11 protein-coding genes and 2 pseudogenes are annotated in these 21,274 nt (G+C 69.7%); 9 read left to right on the top strand and 4 right to left on the bottom strand.

Annotated elements, in window-relative coordinates:
* Positions 1 to 54 precede the first annotated feature (54 nt).
* From ACZ4IF_RS42725 to ACZ4IF_RS42705, 5 genes and pseudogenes are all read left to right on the top strand, one after another.
* Positions 55 to 1,659: a tyrosine-protein kinase domain-containing protein gene (locus ACZ4IF_RS42725; protein ID WP_467574094.1), complete on the top strand. Its 1,605-nt coding sequence runs from the start codon at positions 55 to 57 to the stop codon at positions 1,657 to 1,659.
* Entirely contained in the window at positions 1,656 to 2,648 is a 993-nt protein-coding gene (locus tag ACZ4IF_RS42720; protein ID WP_467574092.1) for a GDP-L-fucose synthase family protein, read from the top strand. The genes ACZ4IF_RS42725 and ACZ4IF_RS42720 overlap by 4 nt, the downstream gene beginning before the upstream one ends.
* Before the next feature lie 562 nt (positions 2,649 to 3,210).
* Complete coding sequence (locus tag ACZ4IF_RS42715) at positions 3,211 to 3,876, top strand: LPXTG cell wall anchor domain-containing protein (RefSeq protein ID WP_467574089.1); 666 nt, start codon at positions 3,211 to 3,213, stop codon at positions 3,874 to 3,876.
* A gap of 718 nt (positions 3,877 to 4,594) precedes the next feature.
* Positions 4,595 to 5,428 (top strand): glutaminyl-peptide cyclotransferase, encoded by an 834-nt coding sequence (locus ACZ4IF_RS42710; RefSeq protein ID WP_467574087.1) that lies wholly within the window; start codon positions 4,595 to 4,597, stop codon positions 5,426 to 5,428.
* Between the two features lie 440 nt (positions 5,429 to 5,868).
* Positions 5,869 to 6,456 (top strand): annotated as a pseudogene (locus tag ACZ4IF_RS42705) (TerC family protein); the annotation flags it as partial.
* A gap of 204 nt (positions 6,457 to 6,660) precedes the next feature.
* Here ACZ4IF_RS42705 and ACZ4IF_RS42700 read toward each other — a convergent pair.
* Complete coding sequence (locus ACZ4IF_RS42700; RefSeq protein WP_467574084.1) at positions 6,661 to 8,181, bottom strand: alpha/beta hydrolase; 1,521 nt, start codon at positions 8,179 to 8,181, stop codon at positions 6,661 to 6,663.
* A 1,145-nt stretch (positions 8,182 to 9,326) separates the two neighbouring features.
* On the opposite strand from ACZ4IF_RS42700, the gene ACZ4IF_RS42695 reads away from it, so the two are divergent.
* Positions 9,327 to 10,121: an SGNH/GDSL hydrolase family protein gene (locus tag ACZ4IF_RS42695; RefSeq protein WP_028805937.1), complete on the top strand. Its 795-nt coding sequence runs from the start codon at positions 9,327 to 9,329 to the stop codon at positions 10,119 to 10,121.
* A gap of 908 nt (positions 10,122 to 11,029) precedes the next feature.
* Entirely contained in the window at positions 11,030 to 14,341 is a 3,312-nt protein-coding gene (locus ACZ4IF_RS42690) for an ABC transporter permease (protein WP_467574080.1), read from the top strand.
* Positions 14,342 to 16,670: 2,329 nt separating this feature from the next.
* Here the strand turns inward: ACZ4IF_RS42690 and ACZ4IF_RS42685 are convergent.
* Positions 16,671 to 16,985: pseudogene (locus tag ACZ4IF_RS42685) on the bottom strand (aldehyde dehydrogenase family protein); the annotation flags it as partial.
* A 326-nt stretch (positions 16,986 to 17,311) separates the two neighbouring features.
* Between ACZ4IF_RS42685 and ACZ4IF_RS42680 the strand changes: the two are divergent.
* Together ACZ4IF_RS42680 and ACZ4IF_RS42675 are read left to right on the top strand one after the other, a co-directional pair.
* Positions 17,312 to 17,848 (top strand): hypothetical protein, encoded by a 537-nt coding sequence (locus tag ACZ4IF_RS42680; RefSeq protein ID WP_467574077.1) that lies wholly within the window; start codon positions 17,312 to 17,314, stop codon positions 17,846 to 17,848.
* Positions 17,849 to 18,229: 381 nt separating this feature from the next.
* Positions 18,230 to 18,796 carry a helix-turn-helix domain-containing protein gene (locus ACZ4IF_RS42675; RefSeq protein WP_467574190.1) on the top strand — a complete coding sequence of 189 codons (567 nt, stop codon included), beginning with the start codon at positions 18,230 to 18,232 and terminating at the stop codon, positions 18,794 to 18,796.
* 128 nt (positions 18,797 to 18,924) lie between these two features.
* Here ACZ4IF_RS42675 and ACZ4IF_RS42670 read toward each other — a convergent pair whose 3' ends face one another.
* Together ACZ4IF_RS42670 and ACZ4IF_RS42665 are read right to left on the bottom strand one after the other, a co-directional pair.
* Positions 18,925 to 20,304, bottom strand: coding sequence for a cytochrome P450 (locus ACZ4IF_RS42670; protein ID WP_467574074.1), 1,380 nt, complete (start codon positions 20,302 to 20,304; stop codon positions 18,925 to 18,927).
* Positions 20,301 to 20,516 (bottom strand): hypothetical protein, encoded by a 216-nt coding sequence (locus ACZ4IF_RS42665; protein ID WP_467574208.1) that lies wholly within the window; start codon positions 20,514 to 20,516, stop codon positions 20,301 to 20,303. The genes ACZ4IF_RS42670 and ACZ4IF_RS42665 overlap by 4 nt, the downstream gene beginning before the upstream one ends.
* Positions 20,517 to 21,274: the final 758 nt, after the last annotated feature.

Genomic DNA, 21,274 nt, shown 5'->3' with positions numbered 1-21,274 from the left:
TTGCCCTATTCATCAGCACTCAGCCCCTCACGGGACCGATCGGGGACGGACACTTTGGACCTGCGCGAATACCTACAAGTCCTCTCCCGGCGCTGGCGCGCCGTCATCGTTCTGACCCTCCTCGGCACCCTGGCCGGCGTGGGCGCCACCTACACCGCCACTCCCGAATACCGGGCCACCACCGGCCTGTTCGTCTCCCTGCAGGGCGGCGCCGACCCCGACACCGCACAGCTCGCCCAGGGCAACCTCTTCACCCAGGCCCGTGTGCGCTCCTACGCAGAGGTGGCGGCAAGTCCGCTGGTGACCCGGCACGTCGTCAAGAGCCTTCGCCTGGACATGTCGCCCACCGCACTCGGCAAGAAGATCACAGCAACCGCCCAGCCCGACACGGTGCTGCTGCGACTCACCGTCACCGACACCCGCGCAAGCCGCGCGGCGCGGATCAGCAATGCCGTCGCCACACGTTTCGCCGAGGTGATCCGCACTCTCGAGCGCCCCTCGGGTGCGCGCACCTCGCCCGTGCGGCTGAGCATCACCCAGCCCGCCTCCGTGCCCACCACACCTTCCGCGCCCAGACCGGCCGTGAACATCGCCATCGGGCTCCTTGCCGGACTGATCCTGGGAGTCGGATTCGCCCTGGCCCGCGAGACACTGGACTCCTCGGTGCGCAGCCCCGAGGCCCTGAGCGAGCTCATGAACCGCTTCGCAGGGCCTGCCGTGTTCGCCAGTATCGTGCGCGACCCGCACGCCGACAGCCGGCCGCTGGCACTGCGCGACGACATGCACGGGCTGCGCGCCGAGGGCTTCCGCCGTCTGCGCACCTGCCTGCAGTTCGTCGACGTGGACCGGCCGCCGAAGGTGATCGCGGTGACCAGCCCGCTCTCGGGCGACGGCAAGACCAGCGTCGCCGTCAACCTCGCCGCGACCCTGGCCGAGACCGGCGCCTCCGTGTGTCTCGTCGAGACCGATCTGCGCCGCCCCTCCATCGCCCGCGCCCTCGGACTGGTCCGGGACGCAGGACTGACCACCGCCCTGATCGGCAGGGCGGAGGTTGGCGAACTGCTGCAGTCCGCAGGATCCTTCGCCGTGCTGACCAGCGGCGCCGTACCGCCCAACCCGACAGAGCTGCTGGCAAGCACCCAGCTGAAGTCCCTCCTTGGCCGGCTCACCGAGAAGTTCGACCACGTAGTGGTGGACACCGCCCCGATCCTCCCCGTGGCGGACGCCTCCGTGATCGCCTCCGAGGTGGACGCCTACCTCCTGGTGGTGCGGGCCGCCCGCACCAGCCGGGACCAGATCAGCGAGGCCCTGCGCCAACTGCACCAGGTCGGCGCCTCCGTGGTGGGCACCGTGCTGAACATGGCCTCGCCCAAGACAGACCGCGGCGCCCAGGGATACACCTACGAGTACCGGCCCCAGCCCCAGGCGAACCGGCGCCTTTCCGTCCTGGCACGGCTCGCCCCCCGCCGCCCCCAGCTCCCGGCAAACGGCCGCTTCCCCGCCCTGGCCCGGCTCGCCCGGGTCGGCCGGCCGGCGCCGTCCGCCGACCTCGCCCGAAAAGGCCTGCCGACTCCCGGCACGGAACCGGCAGCCCGGCCCAGCGAACCGGCCGAAGAGCAGCAGAGCCACGATGCCGCCGAAAAGAGCATGCAGCGATGATGACCGAAGCCTCACCACCACGCGGGCTCGTCCAGCGCCCCCTCAACCGCTCGGCACGGGTGCTGGTAGCCGGAAGCCGGGGCCTGGTCGGATCGGCCGTATGGCGCTGTCTGACCCGGGAGGGCTTCAGCAACCTCGTGGGACCCAGGTCCGCGGAACTGGACCTGCGCGAGCGTCAAGCGGTACTCAGCTGGTTCGCCGCCGCACGGCCCGACGTGGTGGTGCTGGCTGCCGCACGGGTCGGCGGGATCAAGGCCAACGCCACACGACCCGCCGACTTCATCTCGGACAACCTGCGTATCCAAGTCAACGTGCTGGACGCGGCACTGGAGCACGGCGTCGAGCGGCTCCTCTTCCTCGGATCCAGCTGCATCTATCCGAAGCTCGCCGACCAGCCGATCCGTGAAACGGCGCTGCTCACCGGTCCGCTGGAGCCGACAAACGACGCCTATGCCATCGCCAAGATCGCGGGAATCCAGCAGGTCCAGGCGGTAAGACGGCAGTACGGTCTGCCATGGATCTGCGCCATGCCAACCAATCTGTACGGGCCCGGGGACAACTTCCGTCCCGAGGAAGCTCACGTCCTGCCGGCGTTGATCCGTCGGTTCGACGAGGCCCGACGTACCGGAGCAGCACATGTCGTGAACTGGGGCACCGGAACACCGCGAAGGGAATTCCTTCACGCGGACGACCTGGCCGAAGCCTGCCTCCACCTGCTGGAGCACTACGACTGCGAGGTCCCGGTCAACGTCGGCACAGGCACGGACCTGACCGTTCGGGAGGTGTCGGAACTGGTGGCGGCAACCGTCGGATACCAGGGGACCGTGGAATGGGATGCCACCAAGCCCGACGGAACGCCGCGCAAGCTCCTCGACATCTCACGCATCACCGCGCTGGGCTGGAAACCGCGGATCGACCTGAAGGAAGGACTTGCCGGGACCTACACCTGGTACAGGGACCATGCCGATACCGCCGCACTGCGACGCTGACAGCCACAGCACCCGACGGCACCGGCGGCACACAGTCCACCCGGCAAGCACGACCGCCACCCCACACCCCGACCACCCGCACCCGGGCCGTCCGCACACAGCCACCACCCCACACCCACCCCACACCCGCACCCGCACCCGGCCGCCACCCCACACCCCGGCCGTCCACACCCCGACCGCCCGCACCCGGCCGCCCGCACACGGCCACCACCCCACACCCGGGCCGTCCGGGTGATCTCCGTACCCCGTCCTGCCGAACACCACCTGCAACCGTTTGGGAAGACCACGTCAGGGGCCAGGGATCACAGCGCGGAATTCTTTGCGAAATCTGACAGAGCAACCACCACCGGCGCCTGCGGAGGCAGTTGCAACGACACAGCAGGGTCCGCCACTGCCCATCCCCACGCACCAGCGGTGGCGAGCACGAACCGAGGCACCGGCGCGCCCCACTGCCGGCCCGAGGCCGCAACGCCAGGCCTCCCGGGCGCCCAGGACGCCGGCTTCCCGGAAATGCCCCACCGATCACCACTCGCCAAGCGTTCTATGAAGGAGCCTTCCCCCCATGACCAGACGCTCCGTACGACAACTCGCCGTGGCGGTGGTCTCTGCCGGGCTCGTCGCCGCGGCCCCGCTGATCACCGCACAGCCAGCCCTCGCGCAATACCCCCCCACCTCCACCCTGACCATCCAAGACGCCGACCTCATCCTGCAACCAGGCCAGGTCGTCCCCTTCGTCGCCACAGGCTTCCTGCCCAACGAACGGACCCGCGCACGCCTCGTCCGGATCGCCGCAGGCACCCTCGGCAGATCCGCGACCCTCCCCCACACCCCCACCATGGCCGGCCCCACACCCACCTCGACCCCCGCCACCGGCACCGGCGGGGGCTCCGTAACCCTGGGCAGATGGACCGCAGACGTGAACGGGATCGTCGACACCACCGCCACCATCCCCCGCAACATCCGCAACGGCCTCTACAAATTCCAGATCACCGGTGAAAGATCCCACCTCGTCCTGAGCGTGCAAGTAAGCATCGACAACGCCGGCGGCCCCGGCCACCCCGGCGGCCAAGGCAACCCCAACCACCACGGATCACCCTCCCTCGCCGACACCGGCCAATCAGACCGCCAAGTCGTCCTGGTCGGCGCCACCGGCGGACTGCTCCTGCTCCTCGGAGGCGGCGGACTGCTCCTCGCACGACGCCGGCGCAACGCCACTGACGCCAACTGAACAAACCCACCCGACGCAAAACGCCACCCGGCCCCCAGCCGCAAGGGCCTGGGCCAGGGGGACCGCGTCAAGAGTCTTTGACACCGCTCCACACACCACCGCAGCGACAAGCCCGGCCCCCCACCCGACACCCGGCCACAACACGCACGCCGGGCCACAACACGCACAACCCGCCCAACACCACCGGGCGGCCCCACCAACCCACCGACACCACCGGCCAACCCGCCCCCCACCCGCTCCTCGACAACGCTGCCACCCCACCGGCCCCACCCGCTCCGACGACGCTGCCGCCCCACCGGCCCCACCGGCCCCACCGGCTCCGGCGACGCTGCCGGTCAAGGGGCCCCACCGGCTCCGGCGACGCTGCCGGTCAAGGGGCCTGCCGCGTCGCCCCGCCGACCACACAACCCACCTCCGCCCGGCGGGGCGACGCGCCGCGAACCAGCCGGCCCGGAACGGGGCCGAGCACACCCGGACGACCAGTCCCCGCACCTGGTGACGCAGTACGTCAAAGACCAGGGCGTCGAGACCACCACCAGGCCCTGACGGCCTCCCTCACGCCACGCCCCGGACCGATCAACCGCATCCCGCCGTCCAGGGCACCCCTTCCCGCCCTGCTGCAACGGAGCGAACCCCCCGGCACGCCACCCGGCAACCCGCCCACAACAGCGCAGGGCATGGGAGCGTGTCAGCCATGCGTGCAGCTCTCGTGGCCCCCGTGGCGCTCCTCGCCCTGAGCAGTACAGCCCTGCTCCCCGCATGCACGGCGCGAAGCCAAGGCAAACAACCCGGGGCGCATGCCCCGAGCGCGAGCAAGGTCGAGCACCTGTCCATCGACATCGTCCGAACGCTGCCGCACGACCCCAAAGCCCTCACGCAAGGCCTGGAAATGGCCCACGGCAGACTGTACGAGAGCACCGGCCTGACCGGACACTCCGCCATCAGCGCCGGCCCCCCGGGAACCACCCCCACACACCGCGTGAAAATCCCCGCACCCCTATACGCAGAAGGACTCACCATCACAGGGCCCACCCTGTGGCAACTCACCTGGCAAAACCACATCGCCATCCAACGCGACGCGACCACCCTCGCCGAACTCCGCCGAATCCCCTACGACACCGAAGGCTGGGGAATGTGCCACCAACCACGGCACAACCGGCTCGTGACAAGCAACGGATCCCCACTCCTCACCTTCCGCAACCCCACCACACTCAAAAAAACAGGCTCCGTCACCGTCACCCTCGACGGACACCCCCTGCCCAGACTCAACGAACTCGAATGCGTCAACGACCTCGTCTACGCCAACATCTGGCCAGCCGACCGGATCGTCCGCATCAACCCGCAAACAGGCCACGTCACCGCAGACATCACCATCCCACCCCTCCTCACCCCAACCCAACGACACCACGCAGACGTCCTCAACGGCATCGCCGCCATCCCAGGAACCGACCAATTCCTCATCACCGGCAAATGGTGGCCCAAAATATTCCAAGTACGCTTCGTACCCCGAACAGTTCAACCCGGCCCGCACACAAAGCGACAAGCCCGTTGACGACCGACGCCGGACGGCAAAGCACCGACACCAAGCGGTGCCAAAGACTCCTGACCCGGTCCCCGTAGCCCAGGCGGCTCAAGAGGCACAGACATCCCGGCACTCCGAGTACACCTGGACCGAGCACCACCACACAGACGGACCGGACCCACCCGCCGACCACCCCGGCACCCCCCGGCACCCGCACACCTCACCGCAGCAAACCCCCCGTACCCAGGGAACGCAGTCGAGGACCCTACCGCCACCGGCCCCGACGAGCCAGCACCGCGAACCGCTACCAACAGCCGGCCAACGACGGCCACCACCACCCGGCCCCAGCCCGGCACACCGCTTCCCGCCTACCACCACCAACCGCGCTCACCACCAGCCCCGCGCACCGTCGCACCGCAGTAATGCAGCCACTGCGACACAACCCACGCCTCGCCGCCACGATCCGTTGGGCGTGGCAGCACGGTGAGGCGTCCTCGACCTACAACGCCGGCTACCTGAACGACAAGGCCCTGCCGATCGACAACGTCTTCGTCTTCGTCTTCGTGCTGGTCCTCTCCTCCTTCGCCGTGCCCGACGCCTACCAGCACAAGGACCTGTTCTGGGGCGTGACCGGCGCGCTCACGGCCCGGCTGGTGTTCCTCTTCATCGGCGCCGAGCTGCTCCAGGCGTTCTTCTGAACCGCCCACCCGTTCGGTGCGTTCCTGATCTGGACCGGCTACAAGACGGCCCTCTCCAAGGACGAAAAAGTCCACCCCGACCACAACCGGGTCGTCCGCCTGGTCAACAAGCTCATCCCCACAAACCCGCAGTTGCACGACGACAAGCCCTTCACCCGCGTCAGCGGCAAACACGTGGCAACGCTGCTGCTGGCGGCGCTGATCGCGGCCGAAGCCACCGACCTCACCTTCACGGTCGACTCGATCGCCGCCGTCCTGGCAATCACCACCCACACACTCATCGTGTGGACCGCCAACGCCTTCGCCGTCCTGGGTCTACGGAGCTTGTACTTCTGCCTGGCCGGGCTGCTGCGCCGCTTCCAGTAGGCGTCCGTCGTCCGGGCCGTGGTCGGCACTTCCCAGCCGGGGCGGTGCCAGGTGGTGGTCTGCGATCCTTGACGCGCACGTGGCCGAGCCGAGCCTGGCAGCGGGGGGAGACTGCCGCTCTCGACAACACGACCGCGTCACCCTCCAGATGCGAGCGAACCCTGTGCTCGCAGCAGCCCGGCGGATCCGTACGAGCCTTTAGGACATGCTGCCCCGGCACACCGTCCCCGGGGCTGGGGTGCGGCCCGTGCGCAGGTAGCGGTCGACCGCCCTGGTGACGCAGCGGTTCCGCGGATACGTGCCGTGACCCTCCTCCTGGGCCGTCAGCAGGACGCCGACACCGTCGCCCAGGGCACCGGCCATGTGGCGGGCGCCCGCATAGGGGGTGTTCGGGTCGCCGGTGCCACCGACCACCAGGACAGGGGCCGCGCCCTCGGCGTCCACCCGGAGCGTGACGCGCTCGCCGTCGAACGGCCAGTCGTAGCAGAGGTAGACACCGGTGGACCAGGCCGCGCCGAAAACGGGTGAAGCGGCTTTGATACGGGCCTCGTCCCGGTCGAGGCGTTCGAAGCCGGGGCGCAGGCTGGAGTCCGCGCAGGTGATCGCGGTCTGGGCGGCACGGCTGTTGTCGGACGGGCTCGCCGCGCGGTCGGCGGAGCCGATGTCGTCCGCGCCCTTGCTCAACAAACGGCCGTCGTTGTGGTCGATCAGCGCGGTGAGGGCCTTGGCGAGTGGCGCCCAGCCGTCCGTGCCGAGGTCGAGATGGTCGCTGACGGCGTACGCGAGATCGTCGGCGTCGAGGCTTCTTCCGGCGCCGGCCGGGGCGGGCTTCTTCTCCAGGCGGTCGGCCAGGCGCGCCATGCGCCGCGCGGCCTCCTGGGGCCCGTCGCCGGTCGGGCAGTGGCGGACACGGGCCGCGCAGTGCGCGGCGAACCGGTCGAACGCCGCCTGGACCGCCTCAACCTGCGAGATCTGCTTCTCGGCGAGGTCCTCGGTCGGATCGACGGACGCTTCCAGGACGAGCCGTCCGACGTGCGACGGATACAGGTGGGCGTAGACCGCGCCGAGCGCCGTCCCGTACGAGACACCGAAGTAGTGCAGCCGCTCGTCGCCCAGGAGGTAGCGCATCAGGTCAAGATCGCGCGCGGTGTGCGAGGTACCGATGTACGGCAGCAGCGCCCCGGAGTGCTCGGCGCAGGCATCCGCCCCCTCGTAGCCGGGATCGTCCGCACTCTTCCCGCACCGCACAGGAATGGTCGCGCCGACGCCGCGCGGGTCGAAGGACACCAGGTCATAGCGGTCCAGGAGCGGCTCGTACTGGTCGAGGAACTCAGGCAGCCCACTCACACCGGACACGCCGGGGCCACCGAAGTTCAGAACAAGCGAGCCGATACGCCGGGCGTTCGCACCGGTGGCCTTACGACGGATCAGGGCGACATCGATCGTCTGGCCGTCCGGCTTCCGGTAGTCGAGCGGGGCCTTCATGACGGCGCAGTCATAACCCGCGCGCGCCGTGGGCGGCGAAGTGCAGCGGGACCAGTCAAGGTGCTGGCCGGTGGTGAGCGCGGCGGGCAGATGGTCGGGCGGATTGTTCGCAGTGAGTTCCGTACGCGGCTGCGCACTTCGGCCGGGAGCGTCGTGCTGGAGCCAAGCCCCGACGGCCCCGACCGCGGCGAGGACGACCCCGACGATGATGTACGCGCCGGCCCACAAGCCCACTCCGCGGCTACGTATCGGACGTACGTCACCCATCGAAACCCCCGCGCTCTCGCCCCTGAACGCCCGCCCCGTACCCGCACACCCGCATCCATGATCGCCCGATCATCGAACGCACGCAGGATACAAGCCGCCCCGGACAGCACGACCAGACACCCGGCGCGCCACGTCCTGGACGGCATCTGACGGTAAAACACTGCGGAAGGGTCTCGACTTGCCGCGCTCGCGGCGGCTGCCGCAGGGCCTGGTGTTACGCGCGTAAATTTCTGCTGCCAATAGCTTGCCGACGCCCCCAGAACGCACGACACTTGAGTATTGAACTTGTCAGGAGCACGTCCTGCCTGCCTACCGGTGGGCTCTTGCCATACCCGCTCGCCCCCTCTGACCCGCATTCCCCCACAGGAGGAACGCATGCGGATCAAGAAGCCCGGCACTGCGAGACGCGCGGGACGGACGGCCACAGCGTCCGACCTGTTCGTGGCTACCGTACTCACGACCCCCACCACTCAGATGCTTTCTGCGGGCGAGTCCTCGCTAAGGACGCGTCCGTCATCCGCCGAGCCCGGATCTGCCGCCATCGCCCGCGCCGCCGCGTCCCCCTGCCAGCGACGCGAGCGGAGCCTCCGGGCAATCGGCCGGCGGCGACAGAGGCTCACAGCGGCCGGACTGCCGCCGACGCGCGCACCGAGCCCGCGGCGCATACGGAGCCCGCGAGGCCGGGACGACAGCCGCGTCCATACAGGCTGCGGCGAGCCATGGGGACCGACGCCCCAGTACTCGGCGGCAGCGCCGCCCACTGTGTGCGCCCCGTCGATCTCAGGGGCTGCGCTTCTTCTCGCGAGCGCCCCTCCGATCCCGCCTCAGGGCCCGTGACCGGGACGTCGAACACGCTCTGCACCGGCATGCACTGACGGTCCGCCGACTGTTTCCTCGAGGCACCCACGCCGCCCCCACCGGCCCGCCGGGGGCATCACTCCGCCTTCTTGCGGCGGCCTTCCTGTTCGACCCGCTCCCGGCCTCATTCGCGTGAGATCAGGACGTGAACACGGAGTCAAGCAAAAGGCTGATCTGTCATGTCCACCTCACCCACACGCACAGTCCTGTCATCTGCGTCTGACGGAAGACAACATTCCATTTCTGGAGGTCTCGTGAGATCGACCAAGGTGCTGTCCGTACTTGCAACCCTGGGCGCCGTAGTGCTGATCAGCCTGGGCCTGACCGCTCCGGCGCAGGCCGCCGGCGCCGTGTACGTCGCCCTCGGTGACTCGTACTCAGCCGGCAACGGCGCGGGCAACTACGACAGCGCGAGTGGAAACTGCCACCGCAGCTTCAGCGCCTACCCGTACCTGTGGAAGAACGCGCACGCCCCGTCCTCCTTCGCGGACACGGCTTGTTCGGGTGCCGTCACCACGGACGTGACGAACTCTCAGCTCGGCCCCCTGAACGCCTCCACCACCCTGGTCTCCCTCACCATTGGCGGCAATGACGCCGGATTCGCCGACGTCATGACGGCCTGCGCAACGGACTCGGACTCCGACTGCGTCAACCGGGTCAACCAGGCCGAGAGCTACGCGCGGAACACACTGCCTGCCCGCCTTGACGCCACGTACAACGCGATCCGGGCCAAGGCCCCCAACGCCAAGGTGGTCGTGCTGGGTTACCCGCACCTCTACACCCTCAACGTCTTCTGCATCGGGCTCAGCGACACCAAGCACCGCAAGATCGACGAGGCCTCCGACGTCCTTGACAGCGTCATCCAGGGTAGGGCCGCCGCACATGGCTTCGTCTTCGGTGACGTCCGTACAACCTTCAACGGGCACGAGCTGTGCTCCGGCGACGACTGGCTGCACTCGATCGTCATCTCGCCGACCTGGGAGTCTTACCACCCCACCGCCACCGGTCACGCCTCCGGCTTCTACCCTCTGCTCAACGCCAACAGCTGACCGGCCGGCATCGGCAGGCCAGCACTCCGGGTCTCCCGGGCCCCTGTGCGAGGGAACCACGCACAGGGGCCCCGCTCGTTTCGTTTGCCCATGACGCCGAACCCTGGAAAGCAATGGGCAGTTGGCGATACGCATAGCGCCCAATCCTCCCTGCGGTTCATCCGACCGGCGACAAGATCCTGACCCGCGGCTCAGGGCTGCCGGGCACCGCAGCGCTGGCTACGGGATACCACCAACATCGAGAAGGCCGACTATCCGCGCCCTGGAGACCACAGCGCCCTCCCCCGCGAGGCCACCCGGCCGCTCCGGCGGACACTCATCCGACGCACCCCGGACCGAAAGGAATTCGCCCACCCCGTCCACTGGGCCGGATTCGTCTTCGTGGGGTCATGAGCCCTCACTCCGCCTCAGTGCGATATGGCACACAGCCGCCAAGAGGCCGGGGCGCATGCTGAGCCTGGACACCGCCTCGTGGACGCCGCAGAACAGCAGGTAATAGCCGGCAACGGCCACCACCTGTACCTGATGAGCCTTCAGCCCGACATCACCGTCCAGGTCACCATCCGCATCTGGGGCACCCCGCCCACCCCGCCGGCCGACACCGAAGGCCACACCACCATCACGCTCGAATCCGAAACCGGGGGCCGCTGCGGACCGCACGTCGCCACATCGCCCCGTTGCCCCGTAACGAATAGATCAAGTGACCGGACGCATGCGACGGGTGGGATCCAATAACCGTACGCTCCGGTCAGGTTGGAGGTCTATTCCAGTTCATGGGCCGCGCCACGCCAGATGCCACGCGCAGCAGGTCCGAACGGGGGGAAGGCAGGCTCGTGGCCGGAACGCTCGAAACGCACCCCGAAAGGAGACCCGCAGGGGGAGCCCGCGGGCCGGTTTTGCCACGGATCATGCGCAGATGCGCCCAGCACGGCCTCGTGTTGGTGGCCGCCGCCCTCACCGTACTGGTCGCCAGCACCGCGCTCGCCGCCCTCGGGGTTCTCGTCGGATCGGCCGTGGACCAAGGTGCGCAGGCGAGGATCGCGTCCGACCCGCAGGGCATCGTGCGGATCACGGCGCATTACCGGGCGAGCGGTGTCCCGGCCGCCGACGGACGGGTGCGGGATGCGCTGCGTGAAGCGTTCGGACACGTCCCGGTGACCGTGCACACCGCACTGCGCGCCCCGGCCGCGCGGTCGTACGACCTGCCGGTGATAGAGGCGGCGGGCAGGCCACGGCCGGCTGACAAGGTCGGGGTCGTCGCTGTGGATTCGATGCGCGGAAACGCCCGGTTGAGCGCCGGCGCGTGGCCGAAGGGGGCGGCGAGAGGCGCGAGCGACACGCTGGAGGCGGCCCTCCACATCGCACTGGCGCGCCGACTGCACGTCGTGGTCGGCGACACGGTGGTGTTGTCCGCCTCCCGGGGCAACACGGTGCGCAAGGTGCGGCTGGAAGTGACCGGGCTGTGGCGGGACACCGGCCGGGAAGCCGAGCTGCTGCATGGATTGACCAGCAGCTTCGGCGGTCCCGACAGTTTGGCAGTGGTGTCCGTGCCGGCGTTCGAGGCCAGCCCTGCGCTCTGCGGTGATGCCCTCGCCGTGTGGCTCGGTCTTCCCGTCACCGACCGGATGCCGGTGGCCGAATTGGGGTCGCTGCGTGACCGTCTCGCCGCCATGGCGGCCGGTGACCCGGACCGCACCGTCTTCCACGGCCGGCCCGTCGGCGTGAGGGGTGTCGTCGTCGAGGCGCCGCTGGTCGACACGATGGACCGTCTGCAAACTCCCATGGTGGTGGCTCGCTCCGGCATGTACATCCCGGCGTCGCTGCTGGCCGCGCTGGCCGTGGCGGCGCTGGTTCTGACGGCTCGCCAGCTTGCGGAGCACCGGCGTGCGGACACGGCGCTCCTCGGTGCTCGGGGAGCGGGCACATCACGGATACTGGCCGCGGCGGGCGCCGAGTGGGCGCTGGTGACGGTGCCTGCCGCGGTGGCCGCTCCGTTCCTGGCCGGTCCCTTGCTCGGTGTACTGGGCGATGCCGGGCTGCTGCCCGGTGAGGTGCCGCGTTCCGCGTTGTCGTCTGCCGGGTGGGTGGCAGCGCTACTGGTGCTGGCGGTGCACGGAGGGGCGGCGCTCCTGCCGGTGGTGCGGGACGGGCGGGCCGTCTCACGGTTGCGGCGGCGCGGGGCCCGGGTTGCGGTGCTGCAGAAGGCCGGCGCAGATGTGGTGCTGGCCGCGGTGGCGGTGCTGGGGTGGCTGCAGTTGACGCGGTACCGGTCGCCGGCTGCAGGCGGGCACGCGGGGGCGTCGGTCGACCCGGTGCTGGTGCTGGTGCCGGTCGTCATAGCTGTCGCGGCGACGCTGTTCACGTTGCGGCTGCTGCCGCTCGCCGAGCGCGGTGCGGTGTGGCTGGCGCGGCGCAGTGCCGGCCTGGTGCTGGCGCTGGGCGGCTGGCAGGTGAGTCGGCGGGCGACCCGCCATGCGGGTCCTGCCCTGCTGATGGTGCTGGCGCTCGCGGTGGGCGCGCTCACGACCTTCGCCCTCACCATGGTCGACCGCAGTGCTCACGACCGTGCCCAGTACGCCATCGGTGCCGATGTGCGGCTCACGCCGGACGAGTTCGGTGCGCAGTCGCTGCCAAGCGCGGTGCGGCACAGCGCCTACCGGGTGCTGCCCGGCATCGCGGCGGCCACGCCGGTCACCGATCTGCCGGTGCAGATCGACGGCGACGTGGCGGGCGTCACTGCCGTCGACATGGCCGAGGCGGCGCCCACTGTCCGGCCGGGGGCGGCCTCGGGGCCCATGCCGGCGCTGCGCGCGGATCTGGGCGACAGGCATCTTCCGCAGCAGCTCGCCGCGTTGGGGCAGAACGTGCCGCGCGCCGGTGCGGTGCTGCCCGGCAGGCCGCGGTCGATCGACGCGGCGGTGACGTTGAAGGCGGACGGCGGCGGCTCCGCGCAGGTGCCCCGGCTCGTCCTCACGGTGCAGGACGCCTCCGGTCACACGGACGCGGTCGTCGCGCGGCTGCCGGAAGCGGACGGCAAGCGACACACAGTCACCTTTGCGCTCGCCGTGCCGGGCGGCGGCGGCCTGGCCCGGGACTATCCCCTCACCGTCATCCGTATCGGCGTGGACTTCGAACGCGAACCGGTCCGGCGCCATTACGAGTTGACCGTCGACCACTTCGCTTCCGGCTCGGCCGGGTCGGTGGCTCCCGGGCCCGGGGGCGCCAGCTGGCAGGACGTGGAACCCGAGCCGCCCACCCCTGTCAACCTGGGCTGTGACGCTCCCGTCGCGGCGACCGTCAGCAGCGCCGGAGTGTGCGACATGGCGAAGGAGCAGCCGCCGAACGGGTTCAAGACGCGGCTGCTGGGACCCTCCGGGGCGGATACACAGTCCGACACGCTGGTCGAGTTCGGCCCGGTCCGCTTCGGCGGCATCCCCGCCCTCCCGGCCCTCGCCGATAACGCACTGCTGAACTCCCGCCGGGCCCGGGTGGGCAAGGAGCTCACGGTCCAGACGAACGACGGAACGACGTTTGCCGTCAAGGTGATCGGCCGTATCGGCGGGGTCCCCGGTTTCCCGCGTGAGGGAGGACGGCTGCTCGTCGACAGCCGGGCGTTGGCCGCATCGCTGGTCCCGCGCGGGGCGCTGCCTCCTCAGGAGGACTTTTGGTGGCTGTCCGCCCGCGGCGGCGACCCCGCGCCCGCGGTGGCCGCGATACGCAACGCGGACGGCGTCGGCACCGCCCTGGATACCCCGCAGGCCGAGAAGACGCTGCGCGGTGATCCGCTGCAGCACGGCACCCGCGGGGTGCTCACACTTTGCCTGCTCCTCGCCCCGGCCTTCGCTGTCATCGGCTTCACCATGCATGCCGTGCTCTCCACCCGGGAACGCCGGCAGGAATTCGCCCTGCTGCGAGCCTTGGGCGTACGCAAACGTCAGTTCACGGGGCTGCTGTTGACCGAGCAGCTGCTGATCGCGTTGGTCTCGGTGGTGCTCGGCGCGGCGCTGGGCACCGCGCTGGCCGGGCTGATCGTGCCGCTGGTGACCGTCGACGAACAGGGCCACCCCGTCTACCCCACGGTGCTCACGACCGTGCCCTGGGGGCGGGTGGCGCTGACGACCGCCGGCACCGCCGTGTTCATCACCTTGATGGTGATCGTGATGTCCCGGATGCTGGCCCGGGTGGATCTCGCACGAGTGATGCGGGCGGGGGAACGGTGATGGTCAACGCGCGTTGGGTGGCCCGCGACCTCAAGGGCCAGGTGCCCCTGCTGGCCTGTCTGTTCATGCTGACGGCCGTCCTCGGCTCGATCGCGCTGGCCGGGCCGGTGCTGATGGGCCGGCTGGCGGGCGAGGCGCTCGCCGACCGGGTGGCCGCGGCGCAGCGGCAGGGCGAGGCGCTGGCGACGACGGCGACGGTGTCGTCGTACGAGAAGGTCGGCTTCGGCTCGGCCGCCACCGTCGAGCAGCCCGAGTTCGGTGTGCTGGCGCCGGCCCTGGACAAGGCCGGACAGCAGATCCGGGCGGCCGCGCACCCGCCGGTGCGCGCGCTGCTGCGGCACGGTTCGCTGCGGGCCCGGCTGGATGCGGCCGACATCCGCGGTGGGGTCCCCCGGAGTCCGCGGGCGCAGCTGTCGCTGCTGTACGCGGATGACGCGCCGGCGTCCTCCGACTACGTCGAGGGCACTCCGCCGCCCCGGCTGCCGCGCACGGCGCTGAAGGACGGCCGCCCGATCCCGGTGGCGGTCTCCACCCGGGTACGGGACGCCTTTGGACTGAAGCTCGGCCAGCGACTGGACCTGGCGGGCGGCATCGGCGACCGGGTGGTGCTGTCCGGGTTCTTCCGGGTGAGTGAACGGCTCATCGCCTCACCGCTGTTTCGCCGGCAGCCCGGACTGGCCGCGCCTTCGACGGAGCCCCAAGGCGACGGTGTCGGGATGCGGCAGGCCGTGGCCGTGCTGGGCGGCACCGGCCTCGAGGTAGTTCAGCAGCGCCACGACCTCAACGTGCAGGTGGTGTGGCAGACCCGGGTGGAGCAGGCCCAAGCCATCGCCACCGCCGACGGCGGCGCCGCGCTGAAGCGTGCCCTCAGCCGGTTTCACAGCGACGCTTTTGCGGGGCTGTGCCCGGACACCGTGGGTGGCGAGCCGTGTTACGTCGCCGGCCGGCAGCTGCGTCAGCCCGCCACCCGCAATGAGCTGACCGGCGTCATCAGCGGCTTCGAGCGTGACGGCGCGCAGGCGAGAGCGCTGTCCGCTTTCGCCGTCGCCGGTCTGCTCGCCGTGGCGCTGGCCACCGTCGTCGTCACCGCGCAACTCGCGGTGCAGCACGGCCGGTTCACCGACCGGCTGCAGCGTTCCCGAGGCGCCACCGCGGCACAGGTGGCGCTGGCCCGGCTGCTGCAGACCGGTCCCACCGTGCTGCTGGGCGCCGCTGCAGGGTACGCGGGCACGCGGGCGGTGCTCGGCGCGGACGCCGACAGCGGGTTGCGTGGGCTCGTTGTCGTCGTCGCGCTCGCCGCCGGCGCGTCGCCGGCGCTCACCTGGTTCTCGGTACGGGAGCGAACGGCCACACCGGGCCGGCGCGGCGGCGATCGCGGGATGGTCCCGGTCCGGCGGCTGCTGGTGGAGGCCGCGGTGCTCCTGCTGACCGTCGCGCTGGTCGCCGCGATGCGGGTACGTGGCGGTGGGGCGAGCGGCGGAACATCGGGCGTCGACCCCCAACTTTCCTCACTTCCCCTCTTGTTGGGGACGGCCACCGCTGTGGTGCTGATGCGACTGTATCCGCTGCCGGTGCGGTTCCTCGCCGACCGGGCGCATGCCGGACGCGGCGCCGTTGCCTTTGTCGCGCTGGCCCGCGTGGGGCGGGGCGCGGGGGGCCGGCTCCTGGTGCTGCTGGTGCTCGTTGTGACGCTGGCCATCGCGGTGTTCGGCGGTCTGATCTCCTCCAGCGCCGCCCAGGGCCGCGAACGTGCCGCCGCCTGGAACGCGGGCGGTCGGGCCGCGGTCGTCGCCCCGCAGGCGGGTCCGCGGACGGCCGGGGAGTTCACGCACGTCCGGGGTGTCAGGCACGCTCTGGCCGTGCGGCGCGCTGACGTCGGGCTCGGCACGGCCACCGACGGGCAGGTGCGGGACACGACGAGCCTGATGGGCCTCGACCCGCAGCATTTGCGTGCCGCCGCCCCCCGGTCCCCGGCTGCCGCTGCTCTGCTCGACGCCCGGCTCCAACCGCCGCAAATGCACGACCACTCGACCGTGTTGCCGGCGCTCGCCGCCGGTCCCCCGGCCGCCTACGTGGGCCGGACCCTGACGCTGGACGGCCTCCACGGCAAGCCCCTGTCTGTCCGGATCGTCGGCACCCTGAACTCCGCGACGAGCGTGGACCCCGCGCTCGGCCCCATCTGCGGGCCGAGCGCCCCCCGCAGTCTGCTCCCAGTCCCTGCAGAGCGCGGTGGACAGGACTTCTTCGGGCTCGGTGGCCTGGGCTCCTCGATGCGGATGAGGGTGGGACCGGTGACGATGCGGTTGGTCAGGCGTCCCAACCCCTCGATCAGCAGTGCCCCGTTTCCTGTGGTCTCGACGATCGCCAGGTTCTCGATCCGCTTCTCTGCGCCGTCGGCGATTGCGTGCAGGATCCGGGCGCGCTCAGTGTGCGAGGGCGCAGCCCAGCCGGAGATAGCGGCTTTCGCGGCGGCCACCGCGGCTGCCGCCTCCATCGCAGTGCCCCTCGAGATCTCGCCCAGAACTCTGCCGTCGATCGGTGAGATGTCAGTGAACGTCTCGTTGGAGATGACGCGGTCGCCGTGGATCCAGTGCCGAGTGGCAACGCTTACCCGGGCGATGACAGCTTGGGGCTCGCGCGTCATGTCCCAGCCTCCTGTTTGTTTGGGCCCAAATAGACAGCCGGGCCGCAGGAGTGTCAAGGGGTGTGGCACATCAAATTTGAGCCCAAACATTCTGACCGAGACTGCCCGGCGCTCACGGCAAAAGGCAACCGCGCCAATGGTGTTGAGCGCCTCCCCGCGACAGCACCTGCCGCCTCGGCTAGGGGCGCGGGCGGCGGCCCGAGCGACGCGGGGCAAGGGGCTCGCCGTCGAGCAACTCCACCTCCGCTGCTCGCCGTGCCATCTCACAGGCCAGCGGGGCGGGCCTCCCGCAGGAGGCTGTCAGTCCCTCTTCGTAGGATCACGGCATGACTGATGCCTTCACCGTCTTGTGGACCCACGACACGTGCCGAGCGCTGCGCAAGGCAGGGCGAGTGGGCGAGCGACCGCCGGTTGCTTTCAGCGGTGCTCACTCCTCCCTACCCGCCTGGTCGGGCGCTCGTGCCGGGGACGAGGTGTACGCGCTGCACGTCAAGCAACGCGAATTGTTCGTGGTGAGTCAGATGCGAGTGATCGACGTGGAGCGTCGCGACTGCTGCGGCATGGCCCCCGCCACCTGGGAGGACCCGGCGTATCCCGGGCATGACGACTGGTCGATGCTCGGCGCCGGCGGATGCGGGGCTCAGGCAGTGCACGTGGACGCGACGCCCGTGCGCTTCGACGTACCCGTCTGTGGTGAACTGCTTACCAGGCTTACCTGGCGCAACCGGCGAGGGCAGACCCGCGGCCTGAAGTACGTGGTGGATGGCCGCCTCGAAAGATCGATCAGCCTTCAGGGGTTCTACCGCCTGACCCCCGAGGCCGCTGACGAACTGGCGGAAGTCGTCAGCAGTTCTGCCCCTTGATATCGATCGGAGGGCACGGCGTCAGTACCCATCGCACCTCTCTCTGCAGCAGCTGTAGAGAGTCGAACAAGAGCGAGCTCTGCCGCTTCCCGAAGTGGTGAACATTCGCTGTCCGTTCCCGGTTCTGCCACAGATCTTGGGGAGCGGTCTCGGAGCGTTGCCTCGATGTTCGATTGCGAGGAGACTGGATCGTGTGAGAGGGCGTACGCCTTGTCGTCTGACAGTCGAAAGTGACGCCCCCTCAGATGCTTGCCGCTCGCTGCTGTGGTCGACTGTGGACGGTGATGGTGTCTCTTCCCGCGCTCTCGGCCCTCCAGATACTTCACAAGTTGCCGGTGCGGATCCTGCCGGTCATCTCCCGCAGGAGCGCCCCGAACATCAATCGCCAGGGGCACCGGCATCTCGGTCGGCATGGTCTCCTACCTTTTCAACGGCCGCAGTGAGCCTAACCGCGAGCATGCTGCCCGCTTGGAGCGGTTCTTCGGCGCACCGGTAGGGTTTTGCTCGCTCAGCGAGGATGAGGCCCTGGCGAATCAGATCCGGCCGGTCTTCCAGCAGCTCTCGATCGTCAAGAAGGTGGCTGAGCTTCAGGCGGGCGGCGTCCAGGCGGTGGCGGCTCGCAGCTCGGAGGACATCCGCCAGAACCCGGAGCTGCTGCTGGAGTTGCTCCCCGCGGTACTGGATACCGTCAAGCTGTCGCATCCGCCTGCCAGTGGAACGGACGGCTCACCGGCAGACGTGAGAGGCCGGACGCACGCGAAGTCCCCGCGCCGTGGGCGCGGGGATTTCGTCGTTACTGCAGAGGATCGCAGACACGAAGGCGCCTGCCCCAGTCCGGCCTACCGGTGCCTCTTCGACTTGGGCGCGCGGTTCGAGAAGGGCTTCCTCAGCATCCTGCCGATGGCGAGGCACCGTGCGACGGCGGGGGCAGCGCGAAGGGGAACATAGGGACCCTTTCAACTTCGCGGCGACACGGTCGTCGTCCCGGTCCCGGGACCGGATACCCGTCCTCAGCTCAACGAGGCCGGAAATGATCTGCGGCGTCCGTGCCCGCTCCTGGGCGTGGGGCTGCCTGGTCAGGATGAACCGGCAGATGCGGTCTCCCGGCTGTCTTCGCGGCCGCGGGCGGTCATGTGCAGGGTGCTGGGCCGGACCGTGGCCCGGGCAACGGGACGGATCTTCTGGCCGGGAGCCAGTTCGAGCCGCCACGCCCGGACGAGCGTGGCGATCGCCGTGGTGATCTCGGCCTGGGCGAAACGGTCTCCGATGCACTTGTGCTTGCCCGCGCCGAAGGGCAGGAAGGCGCCGTCGGGCAGGGCTGGTTGGCCGCCGTCCAGCCAGCGGTCCGGGTTGAAGGCCAGCGGGTCCGGGAAGAACGCGGGGTCGCGGTGCAGGGCGTGCTGGCAGTAGGCGAGCTCGGTGCCGGCCGGGATGTCCCACTGGCCGATGCGGGTCTGTTGGAGGGTGCGGCGTGTGACCAGCCAGCCTGTGTGGTGCAGGCGGGTGGCCTCGGTGATGACCCGGCCCAGGTAGGGCAGCTGCGTGAGGCCGTCGAAGGTGACCGGACGTTCGCCCAGGACCTCGTCGAGCTCGGCGTGGATGCGTTCGTCGATGTCGGGGTGGCGGGCGAGCTCGTACAGCACCCAAGCCAGTACGGAGGCGGTGGTCTCGGTGCCGGCGACGGCGAGGGTGAGGATCTCGGAGCAGATCTGGTGCGGTGACAGCCGCTGGCCGGTGGCCTCGTCTTCGGTCTTGAGGAGCAGGGACAGCATGTCGCCGGTGTCGCGGCCGGAGACGCGCAGCTGGTCGACCGCGTCGTTGATGGTGGCGCGCACCGCGTCCCGTGCCGCGGTGAAGCGCCGGTTGGCGGGCAGCGGTAGCTTCTCCACCCAGTCCGGCAGCATGACGCGGGTGCCGACCCCGTTCATCACCACTGACAGGTCGTGGCGCAGCTGGTCGAAGGCCTGCGGCTCGATGCTGGAGGAGAACACGGTCGCGGCGAGCATGTCCAGGGAGAGCTTGACCATGGCTTCACGCACGTCGAGGACCTGTCCGGGCTTCCATCCCGCGGCGGTCGCCAAGACCTGGTCGCGCATGAGGTCGACGTAGCGGGCGATCTCGGTGTGCCGGAAGGCCGGCTGCAACTGGCGTCGCTTGCGGACGTGTTCGACGCCGGCGGCGGTGACGACGCTGTCGCCGAGGAGCTGACCCATCTTCTCGAAGAAGCGGCCCTTGTCGAGTGTGGGGGCGACGTCGACCAGCATGGTGCGGATGAGGGCCGGATCGTTGATCACGATCGTCGGCTGCTGCGGCTGGAGACGGATCTCGACGAGGGGCCCGTAGTTGCGCAGGGAAGCGATGAAACCGAGGTTGTCGCGCATGAGCGGTATCGCGTGGCCGAGCAGCGGGAGGGATCCCGCCGCCTTGGGTATGGGAGGAGGCGCTGCGGTTGTCACGGCGTTTGCTCTGTCCCTTCACAGTGATTGGCGCCGTGATCAATTCCCGTCTCGTTGACCAGGGCAATCCTGCCTCTCAAGTGTTGATGATCACGTGGGGTGTTGGTTTGCTCTGCGTTGGCGACGTTCGCAGGTGCGGTTTGCGACTGCTCGGTTCCAGGAAGTGCCACGCACTGTGGCGCAGGGTTGTGCAGATGGGCGAAGTCGATCACCGCGTGATGGACGCCGTCGCCTGTGAGAAGGATTCTGGGCCTGATCGGCGACCGGTTCCGAGAACTTAGCCTGCGCCTGGGGGATCTGGGGCTGATCAAGTCCTTCGTATGTCGCTCCCGCACAGCACTGTCTTGCGACTCGGCCGTCGTGGGCGGCTCCTGGCCTACTGGGCTGTGGTTTCCTGGGCCTCGTCGGTTCTGCCCGCGCCGAACCGCCGCAGGGCCGCCGTAACGGCCGGGTGGAAACGGATGCCGGGCAACGTCGAGGAGATGTGCCCGTTCACTTGTGGCCGGCGTCATGCGGGCCGGAGACCCTCGGTAGGGCCGACTCGTGGCTCGACGGCCGATCACACAGCCCGTGCTTCGGCGGAACGTCAGGCTGTACTGCTCGACTCGACTCGACTCAGCCAAGACGGATTCCACGACGCCGCTGATGCATCTCCCATCACTGCTGCGCAGTGCCGACACGCCAGTCCGCCGCTTGGCATGCAAAGCGGCGAACATGGCGCATCAGCATCCCGAATGCCCGTCCTGTAGAACGAACGACTGCCCTTCGGGCCAGCGTCCCCGGACCGCATCCCGATCCGCACAGAAGATCCCGGTTGTGGACCCAAAGGCGCATGGCTGCGAGTCTCGCCCATCCGATGGGGCGTTGGCCGCTTGAGAAGCCGTGTCTCAACCGATCACGGAACGTGCAAGTCGAACAGGTTTCTCGCCGGGGTGATCTTCTGGCGGTCGACGCATGAAGACAGGGCCCC

The sequence above is a fragment of the Streptomyces sp. NPDC025784 genome (assembly GCF_055558435.1).
Note: the sequence above shows the minus strand (reverse complement) of the source record. Positions and strands in the feature narration are given on the sequence as shown.